This is a genomic window from Yersinia rochesterensis (genome assembly GCF_003600645.1).
In the GTDB taxonomy this organism is placed as follows: Bacteria; Pseudomonadota; Gammaproteobacteria; order Enterobacterales; family Enterobacteriaceae; genus Yersinia; species Yersinia rochesterensis.
The window spans coordinates 3,282,806-3,306,802 of the sequence record NZ_CP032482.1 but is presented as its reverse complement, the minus strand read 5'-3'; the positions used below and the strand labels follow the sequence as shown (position 1 = coordinate 3,306,802).

The following is a 23,997-nucleotide window of genomic DNA, read 5'->3' as shown; positions in this document are numbered from 1 at the left end:
TTATTTTGTTTTATTTTGTGAACCATCACTGATGGGCGCTTGATAGCCACCGCCGAGTGAACGGATCAAACCAATCTTGGCCTGCAATAAATTGTTGCTGGCACTGAGTTAGGATTGCTGCTGTTGTAGATATTGTGACTGGCTAATCAACAGTTCATCGCGCCGCCGCTTGTTTTAGCGAAGGTGAGGTTTGCAAGCTTTGGGGTCATCAAAGCATTAAGTTGGGGATCTTCCAGTACTAATGAGCCTCATCAGAGGCTCTGCTGGCAGGCCAGCGCAAGCGCTGTTCAAAATGGTTTACAACCCATTTATCAATCGCTTGCCGCCTTCCTGCAACTCGAATTATTTAGGGTGTAGATATATTGGAATTATTGTTCCGATATGTCCATTTGGTCTAAACGCGTCAGTAACTTACGCGTCAGCGTTTCAAGCTGTTGCTGCTCGTCGGCGTCAAGTGTTGACCAAAGAAAATGCAGACACTTATGTTGTGGGGGCAGTAATTGATTTAAAAACTCAAGGCCCGCTTCGGTTAGATGCAAATGCAAACAACGGCGGTCATTGTGGCTTTCACGACGTTCAATCCAGCCTTTCTTTTCCAACTCGTCAGCAATACGGGTGGCATTGGTACGTGAAGACCCCAATGCAGCACTTAATTCTGACGGCTGAATACTGTGGCTCGCTTGTGCTTCCAGCGTAATTAGCGCCATAAACAGGGTTTCGTTAATTCCTTGCGCTTTCAGCATTTTGTTGCGGTTTTCCAACAATTTACTGTGCATATGCATACATAATCGCGTCAGTAGGATTTCCTGGTAAGGGAAATCTTTCTGGCGTTTGGCTCGAGAATTAAGCATCTGTTCTATGGGACTAAAGGAACTTTCCATTATAAGGAGCCTCATTGATTTCAAGTGGTACAGTAACGGTAGTGACTAATAATGTAAACGGGTTAATAAGAGAAAAATTTAGCAATTAGTGTTATTCAGTCACTGTGTGTGAGTCATTAGTCTTATTGATTGTAAGGATATTATGTTTTAGTTAAGAAATCAGGCAAATTGTTACGCTAAAATCATCAGTAACTTAAATGTCAGGCCGTAGCTGATTGCCCCCAGTAACGTGGCAAAGATAATACTGTTAGTTTTATAAAAGCATCCGCAGATAACCAAAAAACCAATAAGTGTAGGAACTAATTTTTGTGGGTTATGCATAATTTCCGGTGTACTGGATACCACCAACAAAGCACAAATCGAGGCGATCCCGATGCTGTCAAGCAACAGTGACACTTTACCGCGTTGCAGACCCGCTTGTTTGCGTGCTGGCCCAAGGCGCAACGGCAAATAGCGAAACAGGTAATTTACAGTTCCCACCACCAGGCCAATAATCAGCACATCCAAATTCATGGTTTCTGCTCCTGTTTATCACTCTCAGCATATTCTACGGCCGCTTCTGGCGCGGGTTGGAGTAAGGCCGCCAGACATCCGCCGCCAATTCCGGCCAAAATAGCCACTGGAATAGAGAACAACAACACACCGAGCAATGCGCCGGTCAAAGAGGCCATCACCGTGAGGCTGTATTGGCGTTTAAATGATGCCAATAGGAAACTGAGAAACAGCGCTGGCAACATAAAAGAAAGAGAAGCTTCAATGGCCGGATAATTTTCCAGCGGGCCATTACCAAACATCGCGCCGATGGCGGTGCCTGCCACCCAAGACAACCAAGAGGTGAACGCGATGCCGAGCATCCAATTCTCACTCCAGCGCCGTTGGTCTTTCATTAATTTGGTGGTGGCGGCGGCAAACACTTCATCCGTCAGGCCAAAGGCCCACAGGGCGGTTTTTTTGCCGGATAACTTTGCCACAATGCGGTGTTTCAGTGCGGGGCCGTACAAGATATGGCGAACATCCATTGCCATGACAGTTAATGCGGAAACCCACAAGGACATCCCGGCACTGAGCAGGGCGGTGATGACGAATTGGCTGGCTCCGGCATAAATGATGCAAGAAAAGAAAATGCCTTCCCAGGGGGTGAAGCCAAGTTTTACCGAACTCAAACCAAAGGCGAAAGCCACGGGCAAATAACCAATAACAATGGGGAGGCTATCTGTTATTCCTTCAGTGAATGTAGCTGTCGACTGATCCGTCGAGGGGGCGTCGGTGATTTGGCTTGGCATAGAATCATCTATAGATTATTTGGGCTACGGGATAAAGTTAAGTCACATTACCAGAGTGGTAATTGTCTTAATACCCTATAACCCAAATTTATATCTCAATTGATTATTAGCTAGCTAACTAATCAAGATCACTCCACAGGTTGATTGGCCGGGGGATCAAATCGTTTACCGAGTAGCCAGGTGGTAATGTTCAAAATACATAACACCAGCCCGGCGCTGGCGACGCCATACCAACCCGCATGTTGATAGGCGGCGGCAGAAATCAATGAACCCAAAGCCCCACCAATAAAATAAGTGGTCATATAGCCCGCAGTTAAGCGATTTCTGGCTTCCGGCATCATGCGGTAGATCACGCTCTGGTTGGTGACATGCACCCCTTGAACGGCCAGGTCTAACACGATAATCCCGATAATCAGTGCGATGATTGAATGTTGCCCCAAAGCTATTGGTATCCATGACAATAGCAATAATACCAAGCCGGCACTGGTGGTGATGCGGGCTTTTCCTTTATCTGCCAATTGGCCTGCTTTAGTGGCCATTAATGCCCCCGCCGCCCCGACTAAACCAAACAACCCGATAGTGGCTTCTGAATAACCAAAAGGTGGCGAAGCCAGCAGGAAAGCCATAGAGGTCCACAAGACACTGAAGTTGGCAAATGACAGAGCACCAAGCAAGGCGCGGGTGCGCAGCACCGGAGTGCGGATAAATAAAGAAAATATTGAGCTGAGCAACTGACCATAATTCAGGCCGCTATGATACTTATAGCGCGGCAGATAGCGCCATAAAATCAACGCCATAATTATCATCAAGATACTGGCAACCCAATAAATGGTGCGCCAGCCGCCAATCGAGGCCAATGCGCCCGCCACGGTTCGCGCCAGTAAAATACCCAGCAACAGGCCGCTCATGATAATACCGACTACTTTGCCGCGTTTTTCGGGGGCGGCCAGTGTGGCGGCTAATGGCACCAGTAATTGTGCTACCACAGAGAACAAGCCGGTGAGGGCGGTGCCGACAATCATCATGGTGAGATTTTGCGACATGGCGGTAATCAACATCCCACCCGCAGCCAACAGGGTCATACTGACAATCAGCCCGCGCCGTTCAAACATATCCCCCAAAGGAACCAGGAACATTAGCCCCACCGCATAGCCCAACTGGGCGGCGGTCACGATAAAACCGGCCTGATTGACTGAAAGATTAAAGGCTTGCGCGATAGTTTCCAGCAATGGCTGTGCATAATAGTTGCTGGCGACGGCCAGTCCGGTGGCGACCGACATTAGCGCGATCAAGGCTGGACTCAGCCCCAGTTTTTCAGTTTTTTGTATCATGAGAAATTATTCGAAATTGAGAAGAGAAACAGTATTAGATAAATAAGTGGGATACACCAATGGATAGTTCACTATTTACAACAACAAAAACTTATCGCTATCACGCCATGCCGGGAATGCTTTTCGGTAACTCAGCAGCGCTTCCAAAGATAATTCCGCATCCAGTTGCGCCGCTTGCCCCACTTCTGCTTGGGTCAGAATCTCACCTTGAGCATCTAAAATGACACTATCACCCTGATAATAATGGCCATTGTCATCATCACCTACCCGATTGCAGCCCGCGACATAAGCTTGATTTTCTATCGCCCGCGCCGCCAGCAAGGTTTGCCAATGTTTGGCGCGCGCGGCTGGCCAGTTAGCCACATACAGAGCTAAATCATAATCTTGCTGATTGCGTGACCACAGCGGAAAGCGCAGGTCATAACAGACTTGCGGCAGAATTCGCCAGCCGCGCCACTCGACAATTTTGCGCTCGGCCCCGACCAGATAGTGATGGTGCTCACCGGCCATGCGGAATAAGTGGCGTTTGTCATAGTGATGGATTTTCCCATCCGGCTGCGCTAACAGAAAACGGTTAACTGCGCCGTCGGCTGTTTTTAGCGCCACACTGCCGCCAATCAGAGCATCGGTGCGCGCCGACCAATAGCGCAACCAGTCGATAACCTCGGATTCTGGCAGGGTATTTTCCGCCGCATTCATCGCAAAACCTGTGGTAAACATTTCTGGCAGCACGATGACATCACGCTGCTGTATGGATTCTAGCAGCATCTCAAAGTGACGCAGATTCGCCGCTGCATCCAGCCACACTAGCGGTTGTTGCAGCAAAGTCAGTTTTAAAGTTGACACAATCGCTCCGCGGCGGCGTCCAGCGTGGCATTCTGTTTGGCGAAGCACAGCCGGATCAGTTTATGGGGGAAGGGGCCTTCGCAGAAGACGGATAAAGGTATTGCGGCCACACCCACATGCTCGGTCAGCCATTTGCAGAACTCAACATCGTCGAGATCTGAAATAGCACTGTAATCGGCCAGCAGGAAGTAGGTTCCTTCACTGGGTAGAATTTTGAAGCGGCTGGTGGAGAGCGCATTGACGAAACGATCGCGACGAGCGCGATAGAATTCCGGCAATTGTTGCCAGTGTTCCGGCTCACTATTAAGCATGTCAGCCAGTGAAAACTGTACTGGAGTACAGACTGAAAATGTCAAATATTGATGAATTTTGCGTACTTCTGCACTGATCGCGGCTGGTGCGATGCAATAGCCCGCTTTCCAACCGGTCATATGAAAAGTTTTGCCAAAAGAGGAAACCGCAATGGCCCGCTGGCGTAATTGTGGGTGTGCCAATACGCTGGCATGGCCCGCCGGGCTGAAACAGATATGTTCGTAAACTTCATCACTGAGAACATAAATATTGCGCTCAGCAATCACTTGCCACAGTTGCTCAAAATCTTCTGCACGCCAAACCGTCGCCGATGGATTATGCGGCGTATTCACAATCACCAGCCGGGTGCGCTCAGAAATCAGGTCGGCAAACTCCGCCCAGTCGGTGGCGAATGCCGGAGGTTTGAGCGCAATGCGCTTGAGGATGCCGCCAGCCAATTTAACCACCGGAGCATAGCTGTCATAGCTGGGATCAAAGCAAATCACTTCGTCGCCAGGGCGCACCAGCGCGGTAATGGCAGCAAATAAGGCCTCACTGGCACCGGTGGTGACAGTGACTTCGCTGTCGGCATCGGGCTGCCAGCCGTAGATTTTAGCTGTTTTCGCCGCGATAGCCGTGCGCAGCGGAGCCACGCCGGTCATCGGAGCATATTGGTTAGCCCCCTGACTCACATGGTAGGCTAATCGTTGCTTTAAATAATCTGGGCCATCGAAATCCGGGAAGCCCTGCGACAGGTTAATAGCTTGATGCTTTTGTGCTAAGGCACTCATTTGCGTAAATATTGTGGTGCCCTGTGTGGGTAATTTACTGTCTGGAATAAAAGATAAAGAGCTCATGGCAGGTGAATACTCCTGGCGCTGTATGTTGCCGTAAATATATCACGATGTTAATATTTGGCAATCAAGACGTTTGGATGTTTAAACGGCTAAATGACTTAATTGACTAAGTATAGATAAATTTGTGCTAAGGGTAATCGTCAGGCCGCTTGCCATGGGAATATGTTCTGATATCAATATCACTACAGCCAACACCACTACAGCCAACATCACTACAGCCAAAACCACTACAGGGATATGCAATGACCGAAAATGTACAACTTGGCGCGCTGTTAGCCGCCTGCCACTGGATTGGTGAGAAGGGCTGGTGCCCGGCGACTGGCGGCAATATGTCCCTGCGATTGGATTCAGCCCAATGTTTGGTGACGGAGTCGGGCAAAGATAAAGGGAGTTTGACCGCCGATGATTTTTTGCTGGTGGAGACGGCGACTAACCATGTCCCTGGCGGGCGCACCCCGTCGGCGGAAACTGGCCTGCATACTTTGCTTTATCGTCTGTATCCAGAAATCAATGCGGTCTTGCATACTCACTCGGTGAATGCCACGGTGCTATCACGGGTCGAGCGCAGCCATGAGTTGGTATTGCACGGCTATGAGATGCAGAAATCTCTCGCGGGGCAGCGCAGCCACCTGGACAGCGTGGTGATCCCCATTTTTGATAATGATCAGGATATTCCTGCATTGGCACAGCGGGTTGCTGCGCTGGCGGATAATAATCCATTGCGTTACGGCTTTTTGGTGCGCGGGCACGGTTTGTATTGCTGGGGCAATAGCGTGTCTGAAGCCCGCCGCCATTTGGAAGGGCTGGAGTTTTTGTTCCAGTGTGAACTGCAACGCCGCCTGTTGGACACAAATTATAAAGCGGAGGCAAAATGATTCAGGCAATAGTGACCGATATTGAAGGCACCACCACCGACATCCGTTTTGTCCACCAAGTGCTTTTCCCTTATGCCCGCGAGCGGCTGACGTCTTTTTTGCAACAACATCAACAGGATGCAGAGGTTGCCGCCGCATTGGCCAGTTTACGGCACGAGATTGAACAGCCGGATGCCGATATTGCAACGCTGACCACCACGTTGCATGGTTTTATGGATGAAGACCGCAAATCCACCGCGCTAAAAGCCATTCAGGGCATTATTTGGCGCAGCGGTTATCTGCAAGGGGATTTTCGCGGTCACTTGTATTCAGATGTTGCCCCGCAACTGGCGGACTGGCAGCAGCAAGGGCTGAAACTGTATGTTTATTCATCCGGTTCGGTTGCTGCGCAGAAATTATTGTTTGGTTACAGTGATGCGGGGGATTTACAGCCATTATTCAATGGTTATTTTGACACCCATGTTGGGGCGAAGCGCGAAGTGAGCGCTTACCAGAATATTGCCAATCAGTTGGCCATTGCCCCGCAAGCATTACTGTTTTTATCTGATATTCGCCAGGAACTGGACGCCGCACAGCTTGCCGGTTGGCAAACTTGTCAGTTAATTCGAGATCTTCCCGACAGCGAAAGCCGTCATCCCCAAGTCAGCCGTTTTGATGAGATAGACATAGAGGGTTTTACAGCATGAGCGGATTAACCATTTTTAGTGATGAGCAGCCAGAACAGCCGCTGTGGCAAAGCCGCAATGCTGAGGAAATTCAACAGCAATTGACCGCTATTGGTGTGCGGTTTGAGCGCTGGCAGGCGGATCGCGAACTGGGCGAAAACCCACAACCGGAAGCGGTGATTGCAGCTTATCAGCATGAAATTGACTGGCTGGTGGCGGAAAAAGGCTATCAGAGTTGGGATGTGATCAGCATGCGCCCTGATAATGAGCAGCGCGAAGTATTGCGCGAGAAATTTTTATCAGAACACACCCACGGTGAAGATGAAGTGCGTTTCTTCGTCGAGGGGAGCGGGTTATTTTGCTTGCATCTGAATGGCAAGATTTATCAAATTTTGTGTGAAAAGAATGACTTGCTATCAGTGCCAGCAGATACTCGCCATTGGTTTGATATGGGGTCAGCACCGAATTTCACGGCTATTCGAGTATTTGATAATCCCGAGGGTTGGATAGCGCGTTTTACCGGCGATAAGATTGCCGATGCCTACCCACGTCTGAATTAATCCCCTTAGTCCTTAAAGCCGCAGGGGCGTTAGCTGCGCTCGCCTACCTGCGACTCCAATGACTTTGGGGATAAAATTTCAAATACTGCTTAATTCTTCGGCTGGAAGAAGCCCGCTGCGACTTGCTCTGGCGTGATAACGCCGCTGTCTAATACCCAACCGCTGATTAATGCGGCTGGGGTGACATCAAATGCTGGGTTGTACACCGGTGCATTCTCAGGTGCCCATTGGCAATGACCAAAACCCCCAGAAACCCCTTTGACTTCGCTGGCATCACGTTGCTCAATGGGGATTGCCGCACCATTCGGGCAGGCGGGGTCATGAGTGGTATGTGGGGCCGCCACATAGAATGGAATGCGGTGATAATGCGCCAATACCGCCAAACTGTAGGTGCCAATTTTATTCGCGACATCGCCGTTGGCAGCAATGCGGTCAGCGCCAACCCAGATAGCATCTACTTTGCCCTGAGCCATCAGGCTGGCCGCCATTGAATCACAAATTAATTGATATGGAATACCCAACTCGCCCAGTTCCCAGGCGGTTAAGCGCCCACCTTGCAGCAAAGGTCGGGTTTCATCGACCCACACCTGGCGGATTTTGCCTTGCTGATGAGCGCGCAGTAATACGCCGATAGCCGTACCAATGCCCGCAGTGGCGAGGCCGCCGGTGTTGCAGTGAGTGAGCAAGTTGCTGCCGGGTTTAACTAATTGTGCGCCGTGCTGGGCAATGCGTTCACATAACTCGCGGTCTTCTTCGACCAGACGCCGTGCCTCTTGAGCCATGGCTTCAACCCAATTGGCTTGCAATAGCGCTTGCTGCATCCGCGCCAGATTATTCATTAAATTCACTGCGGTTGGGCGTGATTCCCGCAGCGCAATCAGCGCTTGCTCAAGCTGAGCTTGCGGTAAACCGCGATCGGCCAACAAAGCCAACAGTAAGCTGGCTGATAAACCGATCAATGGCGCACCACGCACCCGCAGCGCTTGAATATGCTCAATCAGTAATTCCACGCTATCGGCGGATAGCCATTCCTGGCGCTGTGGCAAAGCCTGTTGGTCGAGTATCCAAAGCTGATTATCGATAATTTTTAAGCTGGTGGTTTGTAAATCGATCGTGTTAAGCGTCTGCATTGTCAGTTAAATCCATGTTGCGTTATTGCATCTGGTTTCTTATTCTGCCAACATATATTACGGATGTGTAGACGTCTATATGGTTTTACGCCTAAATACGGATTTTTTTGCTCGAACAGGGAATAATTTCACGGCTAAGCAAATGGTTGGCGGTGAGTGAATCAGAATCAGAATCAGATAAAGAATAATGAGGTTGAAGATGTCGCGCTACCACACATTTACTGCTACGGATGCCGTTGAATATGCTCGTCAATTTGGTCAGATGGCCGATCCACAGGCTTTGGTGTCAGCGGATGAAATTGGGGATGGGAATCTCAATCTGGTGTTTAAAATTCGCGATGCTGCCGGAATCAGCCGGGTGATTGTGAAACAGGCGCTGCCTTACGTGCGTTGTGTGGGGGAATCCTGGCCGCTGACCTTGGATCGCGCCAGAATTGAAGCCGAAACTCTGCTAACCCACCGCCAATTCTGCCCACAACATACGGTTAATGTCCTGCACCACGATGCAGAACTGGCAGTGATGGTGCAGGAAGATTTATCTGACCATCAAATTTGGCGCAATGAATTGGTTAAGGGAAAATACTATCCGCAGGCTGCGGGGCAATTGGCTGAGTATTTAGCGCAAACCCTATTTTATACCTCCGATTTTTATCAGTCGGCCCAAGCTAAAAAGGCCGCAGTGAGCCGCTATACCAACCCGGAGTTGTGCCAAATCACCGAAGATTTATTCTTTACTGACCCCTATATTGACCATGAGCGTAATAATTTCGATCCGGCGCTATTGGCCGATGTGTTGGTTTTACGTCAGGATAATGCACTCAAGCTAGCGGTGGCTTCACTAAAGCACCGTTTCCTGAGCAAGGCCGAGGCATTGCTGCATGGCGATATTCACAGCGGCTCCATTTTTGTTGCTGAGGGGCGGCTAAAAGCCATTGATGCCGAGTTTGGTTTCTATGGCCCAATAGGTTTTGATGTCGGTACAGCTCTGGGAAATTTATTGCTTAATTACTGTGGCTTACCGGGATTAGCTGGCCCGCGTGATGCGGCGGCCGGTCGTGAACAGCGGTTGAAAGATATTCATATTCTGTGGAATACCTTCGCCAGCCGTTTTCTGGCCTTAAGTGAGGAAAAAACGCAGGATACAGCTTTGGCAACTGCTGGTTATGCGCAGCTATTTTTGCAGCAGGTTTGGCAAGATGCCGTGGGATATTGTGGCAGTGAATTGATCCGCCGCACCATTGGACTGGCCCATGTGGCTGATCTTGATAGCATTGTTGATAATGAGATGCGCAGGGCATGCCAACGCCAGGTTTTGAGTTTGGGGCGTACTTTGATATTGGCCGCATCGCACATTGATAGTATTGATGAGTTTATTGCCCGCATTCGGCAAAATGGGTAATGAAATTGCGTACCTCGGCGCGATAGATAATCATTGTCACAAAATAAAGCCCTGCATAATAATGCAGAGCTTTATGTTAAGAGTTAGACACTCACATCAATAAGGTTAATACCACTATGCGGCCTCAGTCTGCCGTTGTTTCGTGGGCTGCTTTACCAACGGCTTGGCGGCCAGCTCATCAGCCTCGAATTCATCGACATTAATAGAGCGCAGGCGGCTAGCTTCTGCTTTGGTCAGTATTGCAGCTTCCTCAGCATTAATTTTCCCTTCAGCCAATGCGCGTTTAGCCAGTTTATCCAGTTGGGTAAATGGCAGGCTCTTACCCGCTTCTTTACTCAGACGCTTATGAATCGGCTCTGCTGCAATGACATCCAGCAATGCCGCCTCCAGTAAACCCACCGGGTTAAACTCACTCGGTGTCAGATATTGACCACGACCAATGCGGCTGCGGGTGGCCGACGGCACTTGCAGCAGTTGCGCCAACTGGTGATCCAGACGGTCTGATGGTGCTTTATGTACACGACCCAATGGGAAGACAACCAACCGCATTACCCCGGCAATAAAGCCATTCGGGAAGTTACGCAGTAAATCATCCAACGCTTGTTCCGCCTGATTCAGGGCATCTTGCACACCCCAGTGTACCAGCGGCAAATCTTCTTTCTGACGACCTTCGTCTTCATAGCGTTTCAAGGTAGCCGACGCCAGATACATTTGACTAAGAATATCCCCCAAGCGGGCAGAAATACGTTCGCGACGCTTCAGACTGCCACCCAGTACCCCCATCGAGACATCAGATAACAATGCCAGATTGGCGCTCAGCCGGTTGAGATGTTGATAATAGCGGCGAGTGCTGTCTTTGGTTGGCGTGGCACTGGTGCGGCCACTGGTCAGCCCCAGCCAGAAGCTGCGGATTTTGCTGCTACCCACATGGCCCAGATGACCAAACAGCGCTTTATCAAAGGCGGCCACATCGTTAGATTGTGCTGCTGCCATTTCATCAAGCACGAATGGATGGCAACGGATAGCGCCCTGACCGAAGATAATCATGCTGCGAGTCAGTATGTTAGCGCCCTCCACGGTGATACCGATAGGTGCGCCCTGATAACCGCGGGCAATAAAGTTGGCCGGGCCAAGACAGATACCTTTACCGCCAGCAATATCCATCGCATCCATGACCGCGCGTTGGCCACGATGAGTACAATGGTATTTGACGATGGCGGATAATACCGCTGGTTTTTCGCCCAACATAATGCCGCTGGTAATTAAGGTGGCGGCAGCATCCATCACATAAGTGTTACCGGCAATGCGCGCCAATGGCTCTTCAATCCCTTCCATTTTACCGATTGAGACTTTGAACTGACGGCGGATATAGGAATAAGCGCCAATCCCCATCGCCACACTTTTCAAGCTACCTGTGGCGTTGGACGGCAATGTAATTCCGCGCCCGACTGACAGACATTCTACTAGCATCCGCCAGCCCTGACCGGCCATTTGAGGCCCGCCAATAATGTAGTCAATGGGCACAAAGATATCATTACCGCGAGTTGGGCCATTTTGGAATGGCACATTCAGCGGGAAGTGGCGATGACCAATTTCTACCCCTGGAGTATTGGTCGGGATAAGCGCGCAGGTAATCCCCAAATCAACGGTTTCACCCAGTAAATGCTCAGGGTCAGATAATTTGAATGCCAGCCCAAGTACAGTGGCGATAGGCGCGAGGGTAATATAGCGTTTGTTCCAGGTCAGGCGCATGCCCAGCACCTGTTTACCTTGCCATTCCCCCATACAAACTATCCCGGTATCTGGGATGGCACCGGCATCTGAACCTGCTTCCGGACTGGTCAGGGCGAAACAAGGAATTTCGTCGCCACGGGCCAAACCCGGTAAATAATGATTTTTTTGCTCTTCAGTCCCATAGTGTTGCAGTAATTCACCGGGGCCAAGGGAGTTAGGTACGCCGACGGTGATGGCCAAAATACCCGACACGCCAGACAGTTTTTGCAGTACCCGGGCTTGAGCATAGGCCGAGAAATCAAGGCCGCCGTACTCTTTCTTAATGATCATCGCAAAGAAGCGATTTTCCTTCAAATAAGCCCACAGTTCTGGCGGTAAATCTGCTAATTCATGGGTAATCTGGAAGTCATTCGCCATCCGACAGGCTTCTTCAACCGGCCCATCGATAAAAGCTTGTTCTTCTGCGGTCAATTGCGGTTTGGGATAATTGTGCAGCTTCTTCCAGTCCGGCTGGCCCTGGAACAAATCCCCTTCCCACCAAGTGGTACCCGCATCAATCGCTTCTTTTTCAGTGCGAGACATGGCCGGCATGACTTTACGGAACATGCGCAATGCACGTGCTGAAAATAGGGATTGGCGCAGTGGCGTGAGGGTCAGAGGTAGCAGAACAATCACCAGCGGCAATAATACCCAGTATGACCATAACTGCGCAGCACCCATAGCGGCGGTGTAAACCACCAAAACCAAACTACTGAGGTACAGGTTCACCCGGTGATAAAACAGCACACCAATAAGAACCAGCAAGGCAACAATGCTAAGAACCATCATAATGAAGCTCCTGAGATGTAGGAGGTCTGACCTGTTGAGTGATACATTTGTTGTAGTTCATCTCATTGTTTTTATCAATACCATTACATATTATTTACAACTCACCTCACAAATTGGCAGCGCTAACCGCTAAAACTGTACTGGCTAATTCAAAACTCCATGGGTTAGTTCAAAACTATATGGGTTAGTTCAAAACTCTACTGGCAAGTTCATTACAGTGCTTCTCGCAGTTTATGCTATCCGGTACACTGATGGCGGACGAATATTTAGGTATAGAACGATAAAGAGGCTCCCATGTACCAGGATTTAATCCGCAGTGAACTGAACGAAGCCGCAGACACACTGGCAAACTTTCTGAAAGATGATGCCAATATCGGTGCCATCCAGCGCGCAGCCGTATTATTGGCTGATTCTTTTAAAGCTGGCGGTAAAGTATTGTCATGCGGTAATGGTGGCTCCCATTGTGACGCCATGCATTTTGCCGAAGAACTGACCGGCCGTTACCGAGAAAACCGCCCTGGTTATCCGGCGATTGCGATTTCAGATGTCAGCCATATCTCTTGTGTCAGTAACGATTTTGGCTATGACTATGTTTTCTCTCGCTATGTTGAAGCTGTAGGCCGTGAAGGCGACGTGCTGCTCGGTATTTCCACTTCAGGGAATTCCGGTAATATCATTAAAGCAATTGAAGCTGCGCGTGCTAAAGGCATGAAAGTCATTACCCTGACAGGTAAAGATGGCGGCAAAATGGCGGGTTCTGCGGATATCGAAATTCGTGTTCCTCATTTTGGCTATGCAGATCGTATTCAGGAAATTCATATTAAAGTGATTCACATCTTGATTCAGTTGATTGAAAAAGAGATGGTAAAAGCCTGATTTTCTGGGGTGATCAACGGTCAGTTGATCACCTTGTGGCTGAGTGAACAATACGGCGCTTGAAGCCCTATTCGGTGCGCGGAGGAATATATGTGCGAATTGCTCGGAATGAGCGCAAATGTTCCGACGGATATTTGCTTTAGCTTTACCGGTCTGGTGCAGCGGGGTGGGGGAACTGGCCCACATAAAGATGGCTGGGGAATTACTTTCTATGAAGGTAATGGCTGCCGCACGTTTAAAGATCCCCAACCCAGCTTTAATTCGCCCATTGCTCGGTTGGTGCAAGATTATCCCATCAAATCCTGTGCGGTGGTTTCCCATATCCGTCAGGCAAATCGGGGTGAAGTGGCATTAGAAAATACTCATCCTTTTACCCGCGAAATGTGGGGGCGAAACTGGACTTATGCTCATAATGGCCAACTTAGAGGCTATCGCCAATGGGATACCGGAACTTTCCGGCCTATTGGCCAAACAGACAGTGAATATGCTTTCTGCTGGCTACTGAATCAACTGGCAAAACGCTACCCCCGCACGCCGAGTAACTGGCCCGCGGTATTTCGCTATATTGGCACCTTGTGTGAGCAATTGCGTGCTAAAGGGGTGTTTAATATGTTGCTTTCGGATGGGCGTTTTGTCATGGCGTTCTGTTCGACCAATTTATATTGGATAACGCGCCGCGCCCCTTTCGGTAAAGCGACTTTACTGGATCAAGATGTTGAAATCGATTTTCAGCGCCAGACCACACCCAACGATGTGGTCACGGTGATTGCTACGCAGCCCTTAACCGGTAATGAAACCTGGCACAAAATTGCACCAGGTGAGTTTGCATTATTCTGTTTTGGTGAGCGCATTGGTTTTGGTCAGAGCATCTGATTTTATCAGGGCGTATTGCGACTCTGGCGCACTGGAGGTTGGCGGGCGGCTAAGCACATACTGCCCGTTGACCACAGAAACTGACGGCGGCATGCGGTTTTTGGCAAAATATTCGTAACCCGGCTGCAATTGACGCCAGAAGTTATAATCCGAAGAGTTACGGTGACGTTGCATATTTTGCTCAGTCATGCGGAAAGGGTAGATATTGATATCTACTTTTTCCTGACCAAAGATAAATGCCGTTTGCACGTAGTTAAATATCTCGTCCATATAGGCGTCGGTCATTGCATAACAGCCGATTGATTTGCAAGCGCCATGAATCATCAGATATTTGCCTGAATAACCTTGCGACTTATCATAATCATTTGGGAAGCCAATATTGATTGCCCGATAAAACTTACTGTCAGGTTTCAAATGACGCATATCAATAGTGTAAAAACCTTCCGGGCTTTTAAAATCCCCTTCACGGCGCTTTGGGCCAAGTCCACCTGAGAATTCACAGATACGGTAGCTTTGTACCAAACGATATTCACCTTGTAACCGGGCATATAATTCCAGGGTACGTTCTTCTTTGAAGATTTGAATATAGACTGAGGATCCGAGTAATTGCTGTTTTAGCTCTTTGGATACCGCCACCGGCTCGCTGGCTGAGCTGGTGAAAGATACCGCAGGCAAACAAATTATCGCTGCAAACGTTATGGTTGCAAAGAGTCTCATCGCAAACATTCTCGTCGTAAATAACGGCGCGATTTTGCCCATTTATTATTCCTACTTATATTATGTAAATTATGCCACTGCATTCTTTGATTTATAGGCGCAGATTATCAGTCAGAAATTTTTTAGCAATATATGTTTTGTATAAAATAAATACAAAGTCGGTAAAGGTGAATTGACAATACGATTTTACCGAATACATATACAAATTTGCAGTAAATTATTTGTATTTGCTTGACTCAGGTCACTGCATTTGTCAGACAGTGCCAAAGGGAAATGCTAAAATTGCCCACTGCTGATGACCTGTTCAATTAATGGTTATTTTCTATTCATTAACACCTTGTATGGGTGTCAGCATTAATTTCTGAGGCTCTTTCAGTCGATATTCATGTTTGTCTAATTGACTCAGTATTAAAGTGCCATTTAACTGAACTATGAAAGAATCTTCCCTTTGTGTGGCTGTACATTCTGGGCTAAGTGCAGCATTTGATATAACTAATAAAGTAGTTCAACTCTATGATTAAAATAAAGAAAGGACTAGATCTTCCCATCGCTGGAGCACCCGCACAGATCATAGAAGAGGGGCCAACAATTCATCATGTGGCCTTGCTCGGTGAAGAATACGTGGGAATGCGCCCCTCAATGTTGGTCGAGGAAGGTGATTGGGTTAAGAAAGGCCAGGCGCTATTTGAAGATAAAAAAAATCCAGGCGTGATATTCACCGCCCCTGCTAGTGGCAAAGTGAGCGCCATCAACCGCGGTGAGCGCCGGGTTTTACAATCTGTTGTGATTGACATTGACGGCGATGAGCAAATCCCGTTCGAGCATTATGATGAATTATCTCTCAGCCAACTGAGTGCAGAACAAGTGCAGCGGCTTTTGCAGGTATCCGGCTTATGGACAGCATTGCGGACCCGGCCTTTCAGCAAAACTCCGGCCCTTGATAGCCGTCCACGGGCTATTTTTGTTAGCGCCATGGATACCCAACCGCTGGCTGCTGATCCGCAAGTGATTATTGCCACCGAGTCTGATGCTTTCAATCAAGGCTTAACAGTATTAGCCCGTCTGACGGAGGGCAAAGTGCATGTTTGTCATGCGCCGGGGCAAATAGTGGCCAGTCATCCCAATGCGCAGGTGACTTACAATGAGTTCTCCGGCCCGCATCCCGCCGGTCTGGTCGGGACTCACATCCACTTCCTTGAACCGGTCAGTCTGAACAAGATTGTCTGGCATGTGGGTTATCAGGATGTCATTGCCATTGGCAAACTATTTACCCGTGGTGAGCTGTGGACTGACCGTATCGTCGCTGTCGCAGGCCCACAAGTAAATCAGCCAGTTTTGCTGCGCACTCGTCTCGGGGCCAGTTTATCTGAATTGACCGCCAGTCGGCTGAAAGAGGGGGATAACCGCATTATCTCCGGTTCGGTGCTCAGCGGCACCGCTTTCTCTGCCACTCATGGTTATCTGGGGCGTTTCCATCAGCAAGTGTCCGTCATCCGCGAAGGGCGAGAGAAAGAACTATTCGGCTGGGTGATGCCTGGGCGTGATAAATATTCCATTACTCGCACCACATTGGGCCATTTCTTCAAGCGTAAATTGTTTGCTTTCTCCACTGATATGCACGGTGGGGAGCGCGCTATGGTGCCGATTGGTAACTATGAGCGCGTTATGCCACTGGATATTCTGGCCACTCATTTACTACGTGACCTGTTATCTGGCGATACCGACAGCGCGGCAGCTCTGGGGTGTCTGGAATTGGATGAAGAAGATTTGGCTCTGTGTACATTTGTCTGTCCCGGTAAATATGAATATGGGCCGGTATTGCGCGACATACTGACCAAGATTGAGCAGGAAGGATAACCGATGGGCCTGAAAAGTTTTCTTGAAAAAATAGAGCACCATTTTGAAGTCGGTGGGAAGCTCGAGAAGTATTACCCGCTGTATGAAGCTGCTGCCACTATTTTTTATACGCAAGGTAAAGTGACACCGGGTGCCTCTCACGTTCGCGATGCTATTGATCTGAAACGAATGATGATTTTGGTATGGCTGGCGGTATTCCCAGCAATGTTCTGGGGGATGTATAACGTCGGTGGGCAGGCGATTCCGGCCTTGAACCAACTCTACCATGGCGCGGAGCTGCAACAGATTATTGCCAGCGATTGGCATTACCGGCTGGCACAAATGCTGGGCGCTTCATTGGCATCAGATGCTGGTTGGGTAAGTAAAATGGTGCTGGGGGCGGTCTACTTCCTGCCTATTTATGCCGTCGTGTTTGTGGTGGGCGGCTTCTGGGAAGTGGTGTTCTCTATCATTCGCAAGCATGAAATCAATGAAGGTTTCTTTGTGACCTCGATTCTGTTTTCCCTGATAGTTCCGCCGACATTGCCACTATGGCAGGCGGCGCTGGGGATCTCATTTGGGGTTGTAATTGGTAAAGAGATCTTCGGCGGGACAGGGCGCAACTTCCTCAACCCGGCGCTGGCGGGGCGCGCTTTCTTGTTCTTTGCTTATCCAGCACAAATATCCGGTGACTTGGTCTGGACTGCCGCCGATGGTTTTTCTGGTGCGACGCCTTTATCGCAATGGAGTGTTAATGGTAGCCACAGTTTGGTCAATACGATTAGCGGCCAACCTATCACTTGGATGGATGCTTTCCTCGGCAATATTCCTGGTTCTATTGGTGAAGTCTCCACGTTAATGATCTTGATTGGCGGTGCCATTATCCTCTTCGGGCGCGTGGCATCTTGGCGAATTGTGGCCGGGGTGATGATTGGCATGGTGGCGACGGCCTACCTGTTTAACTGGGTCGGCTCAACTACCAACCCATTATTCGCTATGCCGTGGTATTGGCATTTGGTGCTCGGCGGTTTTGCTTTCGGCATGATTTTTATGGCGACCGATCCGGTGTCCGCTTCCTTTACCAATAAAGGCAAGTGGTGGTATGGCGGCTTGATTGGCGCGATGTGTGTTTTGATCCGCGTGGCTAATCCGGCGTATCCGGAGGGAATGATGTTGGCGATTCTGTTCGCTAACCTGTTTGCACCACTGTTCGATTATGTGGTTGTTCAGGCCAATATCAAGCGGAGGAAAGCCCGTGGCGAATGATAAACCAAGAAACAATGACAGCATTGGCAAAACACTGCTGGTGGTGATTGTGCTGTGTTTGGTGTGTTCAGTCATCGTGGCTGGCGCGGCGGTAGGTTTGAAAGCCAAGCAACAAGAACAGCGCTTGTTGGATAAGCAACGTAATATTCTGGCGGTGGCCGGTTTACTGCAACCGAGAATGCCAGCAGAAAAAGTGCAGAGTGAGTTTGCACAGCGGATTGAACCGCGCCTGCTCGATTTGCAAAGTGGTGAGTTTATTCAACAAGATCCTGCGACATTTGATCGCGCGCAGGCACTACGCGATAACCAAATGAGCATTGCGCTGACACCAGCACAGGATATTGCGGGTATCCGCCGCCGGGCTAATGTGGTTGAAATTTATCTGGTACGCAATGACAGCGGGCAGATAAACAAAATCGTGTTACCGATTTACGGCTCTGGTTTGTGGTCAATGATGTATGCCTTTATTGCCATTGATACTGACGGTAAAACAGTCCGCGGTATTACCTATTACGATCAAGGCGAAACACCGGGGCTAGGGGGAGAAATTGAGAACCCTATCTGGCGTAACCAATGGATTGGTAAGCGGTTATTTGATGATCAAGGGCAACCGGCTATTCGTATTGTTAAAGGGCGAGCGCCTGCTAACGATCCTCATGCCATAGATGGTTTGTCCGGCGCAACGCTGACCTCCAATGGTGTACAAAACAGCTTTGATTTTTGGCTCGGTGAAAACGGCTTTGGCCCGTTCCTGAAAAAAGTACGCGAAGGGGCGTTAAAAAATGGCTGATAGCAAAGAAATTAAACGGGTTTTATTGGGGCCGTTATTTGATAACAACCCAATTGCGCTGCAAATTCTGGGCGTGTGTTCAGCACTGGCCGTCACCACCAAACTGGAAACCGCTTTAGTGATGACACTGGCGGTCACCTTGGTTACGGCGTTCTCCAGCTTCTTCATCTCACTGATTCGCAACCATATTCCAAACAGTGTGCGCATCATTGTTCAAATGGTGATTATTGCTTCGCTAGTGATTGTGGTGGATCAGATCCTACGGGCCTATGCCTATGAGATATCTAAACAGCTCTCAGTATTTGTTGGCCTGATTATCACTAACTGTATTGTGATGGGGCGTGCCGAAGCTTATGCAATGAAATCCCCGCCAATCGAAAGCTTTATGGATGGCATCGGCAATGGCTTGGGCTATGGCGTAGTGCTAGTGCTGGTAGGCTTTGTCCGCGAGTTGATTGGCTCGGGTAAATTATTTGGCGTAACAGTGTTAGAAACTGTCCAGAATGGTGGTTGGTATCAGCCTAATGGATTGTTCCTGCTGGCACCTAGCGCATTCTTTATCATTGGTTTGCTGATTTGGGGCTTACGAACCCTGAAACCTGCGCAGATTGAGAAGGAGTAATTGACGATGGAACATTACATCAGTCTGTTCGTCCGCGCAGTGTTTGTCGAGAATATGGCGTTAGCGTTCTTCTTGGGGATGTGTACTTTCCTCGCGGTTTCCAAGAAAGTCTCGACTGCTTTTGGCCTGGGCATTGCAGTAACAGTGGTGTTGGGCATCTCCGTACCTGCTAACAATCTGGTTTATAACCTGGTTCTGCGAGATGGCGCATTGGTTGAAGGTGTTGATCTCAGCTTCCTGAATTTCATCACTTTTATTGGCGTAATTGCTGCCATTGTACAGGTTTTGGAGATGATTCTTGATCGCTATTTCCCCGCACTGTACAACGCTCTGGGTATTTTCCTGCCACTGATTACGGTGAACTGCGCCATTTTCGGCGGTGTGTCATTTATGGCCCAGCGTGATTACAACTTCCCTGAATCCATTGTGTATGGCTTTGGCTCTGGTATCGGTTGGATGCTGGCGATTGTCGCGTTAGCGGGTATTCGCGAAAAGATGAAATATGCCAATGTGCCCGCAGGTTTACAGGGCTTAGGGATCACCTTTATCACCACCGGATTGATGGCCTTAGGGTTTATGTCTTTCTCTGGCGTAAACCTATAAAGGTAGGAATAATTCATGGAAATAATTCTGGGCGTAGTCATGTTCACCCTCATTGTACTAGCATTGACGGTGATGATTTTATTTGCCAAGTCAAAGTTGGTGAATACCGGTGATATCACAGTTGATATTAATGAAGATGCGGATAAAAGTTTTACTGCTCCGGCAGGGGATAAGCTGCTCAACATGCTTTCCAGCCATGGCATTTTCGTTTCCTCTGCGTGTGGCGGTGGCGGTTCTTGTGGGCAGTGCCGGGTAACCATCAAAGAAGGCGGCGGGGATATTTTGCCGACCGAGCTTTCTCATATCTCCAAGCGGGAAGCAAAAGAAGGTTGCCGGTTAGCATGTCAGGTTAGTGTGAAGCAAAACCTGAAAATTGAATTGCCGGAAGAAATCTTTGGGGTGAAAAAGTGGGAATGTGAAGTTATCTCTAATGATAATAAAGCGACATTTATCAAAGAGTTGAAACTTAAAATTCCTGATGGTGAGGTTGTACCATTCCGTGCTGGGGGCTTTATTCAAATTGAGGCCGAGCCTCATACAGTAAAATACGCTGATTTTGATGTACCAGCGGAATATCGCGGCGACTGGGATAAATTCAATTTGTTCCGGTTTGAGTCAGTAGTTACCGAGCCGACCGTGCGGGCTTATTCCATGGCAAACTACCCAGAAGAACGCGGTATTATCATGCTGAACGTGCGTATCGCCACGCCGCCACCGTCAGTTCCGGATGCTCCTCCGGGGATCATGTCTTCCTACATCTGGTCACTGAAACCGGGTGATAAAGTCGTTATTTCTGGGCCATTTGGTGAGTTTTTTGCCAAAGATACTGATGCCGAAATGGTCTTTATTGGCGGTGGTGCGGGTATGGCGCCTATGCGTTCGCATATCTTTGATCAGCTTAAACGGCTGCATTCTAAGCGCAAGATTAGCTTCTGGTATGGCGCGCGCTCACGGCGCGAGATGTTCTATGAAGAAGATTTTGATCAGTTACAGGCTGAAAATGATAATTTCCGTTGGCATGTTGCTTTGTCTGACCCGCAACCAGAAGACAATTGGACGGGCTATACCGGCTTCATTCATAACGTGTTATTAGAAAATTATCTTAAAAATCATCCGGCACCTGAAGATTGTGAATTCTATATGTGTGGCCCGCCAATGATGAATGCGGCAGTCATCAAGATGTTAAAAGACCTTGGTGTGGAAGATGAAAACATTATGCTCGACGACTTCGGTGGCTGATTTGCCGCCACTCGGGTTTTGACTGCAATTGGGGATATTGTGCGAAGACATATAGCGCGAAGACATATAATGCATTGGTTGATGGCTGCGGTGGGCGTTTTGCTGCTAACGGGTTGTGGCCCTGAGCAAATCAATCTCGAAGGTAAAACCATGGGCACCTCATATTCAATTAAGTATATGAGTGACTCAAAAACTCTCAGCCCGGAGCAGCTACAGCAGGAAATAGACCGCAAGCTGGAACAGGTTAATGATCAAATGTCGACGTACCGGCCAAACTCTGAATTGAGCCGTTTCAACAAAAGTCAGAAAGTGAATACGGCATTTCCTGTTTCAGCCGCGACAGCCAAAGTGGTACGGGAGGCTATCCGTATTAACCGTTTGACTGATGGGGCGCTGGATGTGACGGTCGGGCCATTGGTTAATCTATGGGGCTTTGGCCCTGAAGGGCGGCCAAATGTGGTGCCGACAGATGCTGAAATTGCTAAACGCCAGGAATGGGTTGGCATTGATAATTTGGCAGTAGAAAATGGTGCCTTGGTAAAACGCATTCCCGAGCTGTATGTCGATCTTTCTGCTATAGCTAAAGGGTATGGCGTAGATGTGGTTGCTGAATATTTGGAAGCGAAGAATATCGATAACTATATGGTCGATATTGGCGGGGAAGTCCGGACCCGGGGTAATAATGGGGAAAATAAACCTTGGCGCATCGCAATTGAAAAACCTGTTGCCGGCTCCTCACAAAGTACTCAAGAGGTTATCGAACCTGGTCGCATGGCGGTAGCCACCTCTGGTGATTATCGTAATTATTTTGAGCAAAATGGTGTGCGTTACTCACATACCATTGATCCCAAAACAGGTCGGCCAATTAACCATCGTTTAGTCTCAATTACGGTTTTAGATCCGAGTTGTATGACGGCCGACGGGCTCTCGACGGGGTTAGGTGTCCTTGGGCCAGAACGCGGGATGGCATTGGCTAATTTGCTGGGTATTCCGGTGTTTATGATAGTCAAAACTGATGAAGGCTTTGAGGAACACTCTTCTGAGTCATTCAAACCGTATCTACAAAAGCGGCTTTGATAGGAGAAGATTATGTTGACTGTTTTTATCGCGTCTTTTGTTTTTTTTCTCTTAGCCATCGCGGGATTGTCACTGGGTTATATCGTAAAACGTAAAACCTTGCAGGGCAGTTGCGGAGGTATTGGGGCTTTGGGAATGGAAAAAGTGTGTGATTGCCCCGAGCCTTGTGATTCACGCAAAAAACGGTTAGCTAAAGAGGCTGCGCGCCAGAAAGCATTGGAGCAATATCGCATTCTCTAACGGACATATGATTTGTCTTTCTGTATATAAAAATCCCCGTTCAATATGGAGTTGAGCGGGGATTTTTGTTTTATATATCTTAAATAATTTGAGTTGCAGTAAACCAACATACATACAGCTTGAAGTATGGCGGGTGTAATTATTTATTGTCGTGGATTATCTTCTTAAATTTGGCCGGAGAATCAACCATCACGCCATTGGCACCTAATTCTTTTGCTTTATGATAATCTTCTGGGGTATTAATTCCGAAGAAAATAATATGTGCGTTGGTATTTTTACGGAAACAGTCAACGGCTTCTTTATCCCAACTTAATATTGCGTTAGAGCGGCCTTCACCGAGAGTATATTTCTCTACAACCTCAACTTTTCGGTGTAACTCCAGACCATACCAGCGCTCTTTATTGTCCGCCGGTAATTCACACTTATGATCCATAGTAATATTGGCTAATTGTGTTCGTGTAAAATCACGGCTTTCAAATCGTTGGATTTTATGTGCAGCATCGCTGCTTTCATTCACTTTATCCAACGCTGTCAAATAATTATCATCAGTTGAATAGACGCGAGTTCGGCTCAGTCGGTTTTCTTCATTTTTACTGGTTGCATCCAGTGTTTTTTTCAGCGCTTTGGCGAGTGTTACTGGGTCTGCATCTGGGGATTTAATATCGAGGTAAAATTGTGTTTTAGGAAATGTTTTCAATACGTTATCAAGCGTAGGGATGCCGATATGTGAACCTGTTTTTGGCTGAATATTATGAGTTTTATTATACTTAAAGCTGGCATCGGCTTGGGCGAGTTGCTGCGCGGTATAGCTAGAAACTTTACCCGACTTATCGGTCAATTCCTGGAGTTCAGATGGGCGATACAAAACCGGAATATTATCCTTTGATAACTGTATTGTTATCCAGATTGCATCCGCACCATTAGCCAATGCTTTCTTGATGGCTGGAATCGTATTTTCAGGGGCATCGGCAGTTCCACCCCGGTGAGCAATAATTTGTGGTGTTTGTTGAGGGGCCGTTGAAGAAGCTGAATTAGCATTTGTGACACAACTAGCAGAGAGTAATAAAGTTGCCATTATATAATTTCGCATAATATTTAGTTTCCATCCATTGACTGACTAATGAATTTTTTAAAAGTTGATGTTAATCATATAGCCAATATTCTTCGGCTTTGTCGAA

The 23,997-nt window shown here is 48.4% G+C and carries 24 protein-coding genes and 1 pseudogene; 14 read left to right on the top strand and 11 right to left on the bottom strand.

All coding sequences use genetic code 11. From position 1 onward, the window contains the following. The 7 genes and pseudogenes from DXZ79_RS15385 to DXZ79_RS15355 form a co-directional block, all read right to left on the bottom strand. Window positions 1-162 (bottom strand): annotated as a pseudogene (locus DXZ79_RS15385) (efflux transporter outer membrane subunit); the annotation flags it as partial. Between the two features lie 206 nt (window positions 163-368). Then, on the bottom strand, window positions 369-881 hold the full coding sequence (mprA, locus tag DXZ79_RS15380) for a transcriptional repressor MprA (RefSeq protein WP_038631321.1): 513 nt from the start codon (window positions 879-881) through the stop codon (window positions 369-371). A gap of 171 nt (window positions 882-1,052) precedes the next feature. Next, window positions 1,053-1,394 carry an L-valine transporter subunit YgaH gene (gene ygaH / locus DXZ79_RS15375; protein WP_038631323.1) on the bottom strand — a complete coding sequence of 114 codons (342 nt, stop codon included), beginning with the start codon at window positions 1,392-1,394 and terminating at the stop codon, window positions 1,053-1,055. Next, window positions 1,391-2,164: an AzlC family ABC transporter permease gene (locus DXZ79_RS15370; protein ID WP_038631325.1), complete on the bottom strand. Its 774-nt coding sequence runs from the start codon at window positions 2,162-2,164 to the stop codon at window positions 1,391-1,393. The genes ygaH and DXZ79_RS15370 overlap by 4 nt, the downstream gene beginning before the upstream one ends. Window positions 2,165-2,292: 128 nt before the next feature. After that, complete coding sequence (locus DXZ79_RS15365) at window positions 2,293-3,492, bottom strand: MFS transporter (RefSeq protein WP_172667602.1); 1,200 nt, start codon at window positions 3,490-3,492, stop codon at window positions 2,293-2,295. A gap of 78 nt (window positions 3,493-3,570) precedes the next feature. Then, entirely contained in the window at window positions 3,571-4,341 is a 771-nt protein-coding gene (locus DXZ79_RS15360) for an amidohydrolase (protein ID WP_120011422.1), read from the bottom strand. Then, a complete protein-coding gene (locus DXZ79_RS15355; protein ID WP_038631332.1) occupies window positions 4,329-5,489 on the bottom strand; it encodes a pyridoxal phosphate-dependent aminotransferase in 1,161 nt (386 codons plus the stop codon). Before DXZ79_RS15355 ends, DXZ79_RS15360 begins: the two co-directional genes overlap by 13 nt. 242 nt (window positions 5,490-5,731) lie before the next feature. Here DXZ79_RS15355 and DXZ79_RS15350 point away from each other — a divergent pair, with 242 nt between their 5' ends. Genes DXZ79_RS15350 through DXZ79_RS15340 form a run of 3 tightly spaced genes read left to right on the top strand, consistent with a single transcriptional unit; the run spans window position 5,732 to window position 7,589 of the window. Further along, window positions 5,732-6,364, top strand: coding sequence for a methylthioribulose 1-phosphate dehydratase (locus tag DXZ79_RS15350; protein WP_038631334.1), 633 nt, complete (start codon window positions 5,732-5,734; stop codon window positions 6,362-6,364). After that, window positions 6,361-7,050, top strand: coding sequence for an acireductone synthase (mtnC, locus tag DXZ79_RS15345; RefSeq protein WP_038631336.1), 690 nt, complete (start codon window positions 6,361-6,363; stop codon window positions 7,048-7,050). Before DXZ79_RS15350 ends, mtnC begins: the two co-directional genes overlap by 4 nt. Next, window positions 7,047-7,589 (top strand): 1,2-dihydroxy-3-keto-5-methylthiopentene dioxygenase, encoded by a 543-nt coding sequence (locus DXZ79_RS15340; protein WP_120011421.1) that lies wholly within the window; start codon window positions 7,047-7,049, stop codon window positions 7,587-7,589. The genes mtnC and DXZ79_RS15340 overlap by 4 nt, the downstream gene beginning before the upstream one ends. Window positions 7,590-7,678: 89 nt before the next feature. On the opposite strand, the gene mtnA is transcribed toward DXZ79_RS15340, so the two are convergent. Next, window positions 7,679-8,719 carry an S-methyl-5-thioribose-1-phosphate isomerase gene (gene mtnA, locus DXZ79_RS15335; RefSeq protein ID WP_050291403.1) on the bottom strand — a complete coding sequence of 347 codons (1,041 nt, stop codon included), beginning with the start codon at window positions 8,717-8,719 and terminating at the stop codon, window positions 7,679-7,681. 199 nt (window positions 8,720-8,918) lie between these two features. Between mtnA and mtnK the strand changes: the two genes are divergently transcribed. Next, window positions 8,919-10,118 carry an S-methyl-5-thioribose kinase gene (gene mtnK / locus DXZ79_RS15330; RefSeq protein WP_120011420.1) on the top strand — a complete coding sequence of 400 codons (1,200 nt, stop codon included), beginning with the start codon at window positions 8,919-8,921 and terminating at the stop codon, window positions 10,116-10,118. 114 nt (window positions 10,119-10,232) lie between these two features. Here the strand turns inward: mtnK and fadE are convergent, their stop codons facing one another. Then, complete coding sequence (gene fadE / locus DXZ79_RS15325; protein ID WP_038631344.1) at window positions 10,233-12,680, bottom strand: acyl-CoA dehydrogenase FadE; 2,448 nt, start codon at window positions 12,678-12,680, stop codon at window positions 10,233-10,235. 294 nt (window positions 12,681-12,974) lie between these two features. Between fadE and lpcA the strand changes: the two genes are divergently transcribed. After that, window positions 12,975-13,556, top strand: coding sequence for a D-sedoheptulose 7-phosphate isomerase (gene lpcA, locus DXZ79_RS15320; protein WP_038631346.1), 582 nt, complete (start codon window positions 12,975-12,977; stop codon window positions 13,554-13,556). Window positions 13,557-13,646: 90 nt separating this feature from the next. Next, complete coding sequence (locus DXZ79_RS15315) at window positions 13,647-14,429, top strand: class II glutamine amidotransferase (RefSeq protein WP_038631348.1); 783 nt, start codon at window positions 13,647-13,649, stop codon at window positions 14,427-14,429. Here DXZ79_RS15315 and dpaA read toward each other — a convergent pair. Next, window positions 14,385-15,188, bottom strand: coding sequence for a peptidoglycan meso-diaminopimelic acid protein amidase (gene dpaA, locus DXZ79_RS15310; protein ID WP_050291402.1), 804 nt, complete (start codon window positions 15,186-15,188; stop codon window positions 14,385-14,387). The genes DXZ79_RS15315 and dpaA overlap by 45 nt on opposite strands. Before the next feature lie 471 nt (window positions 15,189-15,659). Between dpaA and DXZ79_RS15300 the strand changes: the two genes are divergently transcribed. The 8 genes from DXZ79_RS15300 (at window position 15,660) to nqrM (ending at window position 22,819) form a co-directional block, all read left to right on the top strand. Further along, window positions 15,660-17,003, top strand: coding sequence for a Na(+)-translocating NADH-quinone reductase subunit A (locus tag DXZ79_RS15300; protein ID WP_038631350.1), 1,344 nt, complete (start codon window positions 15,660-15,662; stop codon window positions 17,001-17,003). A 3-nt stretch (window positions 17,004-17,006) separates the two neighbouring features. Then, entirely contained in the window at window positions 17,007-18,248 is a 1,242-nt protein-coding gene (locus tag DXZ79_RS15295) for an NADH:ubiquinone reductase (Na(+)-transporting) subunit B (RefSeq protein ID WP_038631352.1), read from the top strand. Continuing rightward, window positions 18,238-19,038: a Na(+)-translocating NADH-quinone reductase subunit C gene (locus tag DXZ79_RS15290; protein WP_050291401.1), complete on the top strand. Its 801-nt coding sequence runs from the start codon at window positions 18,238-18,240 to the stop codon at window positions 19,036-19,038. Before DXZ79_RS15295 ends, DXZ79_RS15290 begins: the two co-directional genes overlap by 11 nt. Continuing rightward, a complete protein-coding gene (locus DXZ79_RS15285) occupies window positions 19,031-19,660 on the top strand; it encodes an NADH:ubiquinone reductase (Na(+)-transporting) subunit D (RefSeq protein WP_005160493.1) in 630 nt (209 codons plus the stop codon). The genes DXZ79_RS15290 and DXZ79_RS15285 overlap by 8 nt, the downstream gene beginning before the upstream one ends. Window positions 19,661-19,666: 6 nt before the next feature. After that, window positions 19,667-20,263 (top strand): NADH:ubiquinone reductase (Na(+)-transporting) subunit E, encoded by a 597-nt coding sequence (nqrE, locus tag DXZ79_RS15280; RefSeq protein WP_004392325.1) that lies wholly within the window; start codon window positions 19,667-19,669, stop codon window positions 20,261-20,263. Between the two features lie 15 nt (window positions 20,264-20,278). Next, window positions 20,279-21,502 carry an NADH:ubiquinone reductase (Na(+)-transporting) subunit F gene (gene nqrF / locus DXZ79_RS15275; RefSeq protein WP_038631358.1) on the top strand — a complete coding sequence of 408 codons (1,224 nt, stop codon included), beginning with the start codon at window positions 20,279-20,281 and terminating at the stop codon, window positions 21,500-21,502. 69 nt (window positions 21,503-21,571) lie between these two features. Further along, window positions 21,572-22,579 carry an FAD:protein FMN transferase gene (locus tag DXZ79_RS15270; RefSeq protein ID WP_038631360.1) on the top strand — a complete coding sequence of 336 codons (1,008 nt, stop codon included), beginning with the start codon at window positions 21,572-21,574 and terminating at the stop codon, window positions 22,577-22,579. A gap of 12 nt (window positions 22,580-22,591) precedes the next feature. Next, the gene (gene nqrM, locus DXZ79_RS15265) at window positions 22,592-22,819 is read left to right on the top strand and encodes a (Na+)-NQR maturation NqrM (RefSeq protein ID WP_038631362.1); all 228 of its coding nucleotides are present in this window, start codon (window positions 22,592-22,594) and stop codon (window positions 22,817-22,819) included. A gap of 139 nt (window positions 22,820-22,958) precedes the next feature. Here nqrM and DXZ79_RS15260 read toward each other — a convergent pair whose 3' ends face one another. Continuing rightward, on the bottom strand, window positions 22,959-23,909 hold the full coding sequence (locus tag DXZ79_RS15260) for a glycerophosphodiester phosphodiesterase family protein (RefSeq protein ID WP_038631364.1): 951 nt from the start codon (window positions 23,907-23,909) through the stop codon (window positions 22,959-22,961). Window positions 23,910-23,997 lie beyond the last annotated feature (88 nt).

What these genes read in the sequence shown, in the direction of transcription:
- ygaH (WP_038631323.1), bottom strand. Translation starts at nt 1,394, where the DNA reads ATGAATTTGGATGTGCTGATTATTGGCCTGGTGGTGGGAACTGTAAAT.
- DXZ79_RS15340 (WP_120011421.1), top strand. Translation starts at nt 7,047, where the DNA reads ATGAGCGGATTAACCATTTTTAGTGATGAGCAGCCAGAACAGCCGCTG.
- DXZ79_RS15260 (WP_038631364.1), bottom strand. Translation starts at nt 23,909, where the DNA reads ATGCGAAATTATATAATGGCAACTTTATTACTCTCTGCTAGTTGTGTC.
- DXZ79_RS15270 (WP_038631360.1), top strand. Translation starts at nt 21,572, where the DNA reads ATGCATTGGTTGATGGCTGCGGTGGGCGTTTTGCTGCTAACGGGTTGT.
- dpaA (WP_050291402.1), bottom strand. Translation starts at nt 15,188, where the DNA reads ATGGGCAAAATCGCGCCGTTATTTACGACGAGAATGTTTGCGATGAGA.
- DXZ79_RS15355 (WP_038631332.1), bottom strand. Translation starts at nt 5,489, where the DNA reads ATGAGCTCTTTATCTTTTATTCCAGACAGTAAATTACCCACACAGGGC.
- lpcA (WP_038631346.1), top strand. Translation starts at nt 12,975, where the DNA reads ATGTACCAGGATTTAATCCGCAGTGAACTGAACGAAGCCGCAGACACA.
- DXZ79_RS15300 (WP_038631350.1), top strand. Translation starts at nt 15,660, where the DNA reads ATGATTAAAATAAAGAAAGGACTAGATCTTCCCATCGCTGGAGCACCC.
- fadE (WP_038631344.1), bottom strand. Translation starts at nt 12,680, where the DNA reads ATGATGGTTCTTAGCATTGTTGCCTTGCTGGTTCTTATTGGTGTGCTG.
- mprA (WP_038631321.1), bottom strand. Translation starts at nt 881, where the DNA reads ATGGAAAGTTCCTTTAGTCCCATAGAACAGATGCTTAATTCTCGAGCC.
- nqrM (WP_038631362.1), top strand. Translation starts at nt 22,592, where the DNA reads ATGTTGACTGTTTTTATCGCGTCTTTTGTTTTTTTTCTCTTAGCCATC.
- nqrF (WP_038631358.1), top strand. Translation starts at nt 20,279, where the DNA reads ATGGAAATAATTCTGGGCGTAGTCATGTTCACCCTCATTGTACTAGCA.
- mtnA (WP_050291403.1), bottom strand. Translation starts at nt 8,719, where the DNA reads ATGCAGACGCTTAACACGATCGATTTACAAACCACCAGCTTAAAAATT.
- DXZ79_RS15285 (WP_005160493.1), top strand. Translation starts at nt 19,031, where the DNA reads ATGGCTGATAGCAAAGAAATTAAACGGGTTTTATTGGGGCCGTTATTT.
- DXZ79_RS15370 (WP_038631325.1), bottom strand. Translation starts at nt 2,164, where the DNA reads ATGCCAAGCCAAATCACCGACGCCCCCTCGACGGATCAGTCGACAGCT.
- mtnK (WP_120011420.1), top strand. Translation starts at nt 8,919, where the DNA reads ATGTCGCGCTACCACACATTTACTGCTACGGATGCCGTTGAATATGCT.
- nqrE (WP_004392325.1), top strand. Translation starts at nt 19,667, where the DNA reads ATGGAACATTACATCAGTCTGTTCGTCCGCGCAGTGTTTGTCGAGAAT.
- DXZ79_RS15295 (WP_038631352.1), top strand. Translation starts at nt 17,007, where the DNA reads ATGGGCCTGAAAAGTTTTCTTGAAAAAATAGAGCACCATTTTGAAGTC.
- DXZ79_RS15315 (WP_038631348.1), top strand. Translation starts at nt 13,647, where the DNA reads ATGTGCGAATTGCTCGGAATGAGCGCAAATGTTCCGACGGATATTTGC.
- mtnC (WP_038631336.1), top strand. Translation starts at nt 6,361, where the DNA reads ATGATTCAGGCAATAGTGACCGATATTGAAGGCACCACCACCGACATC.
- DXZ79_RS15350 (WP_038631334.1), top strand. Translation starts at nt 5,732, where the DNA reads ATGACCGAAAATGTACAACTTGGCGCGCTGTTAGCCGCCTGCCACTGG.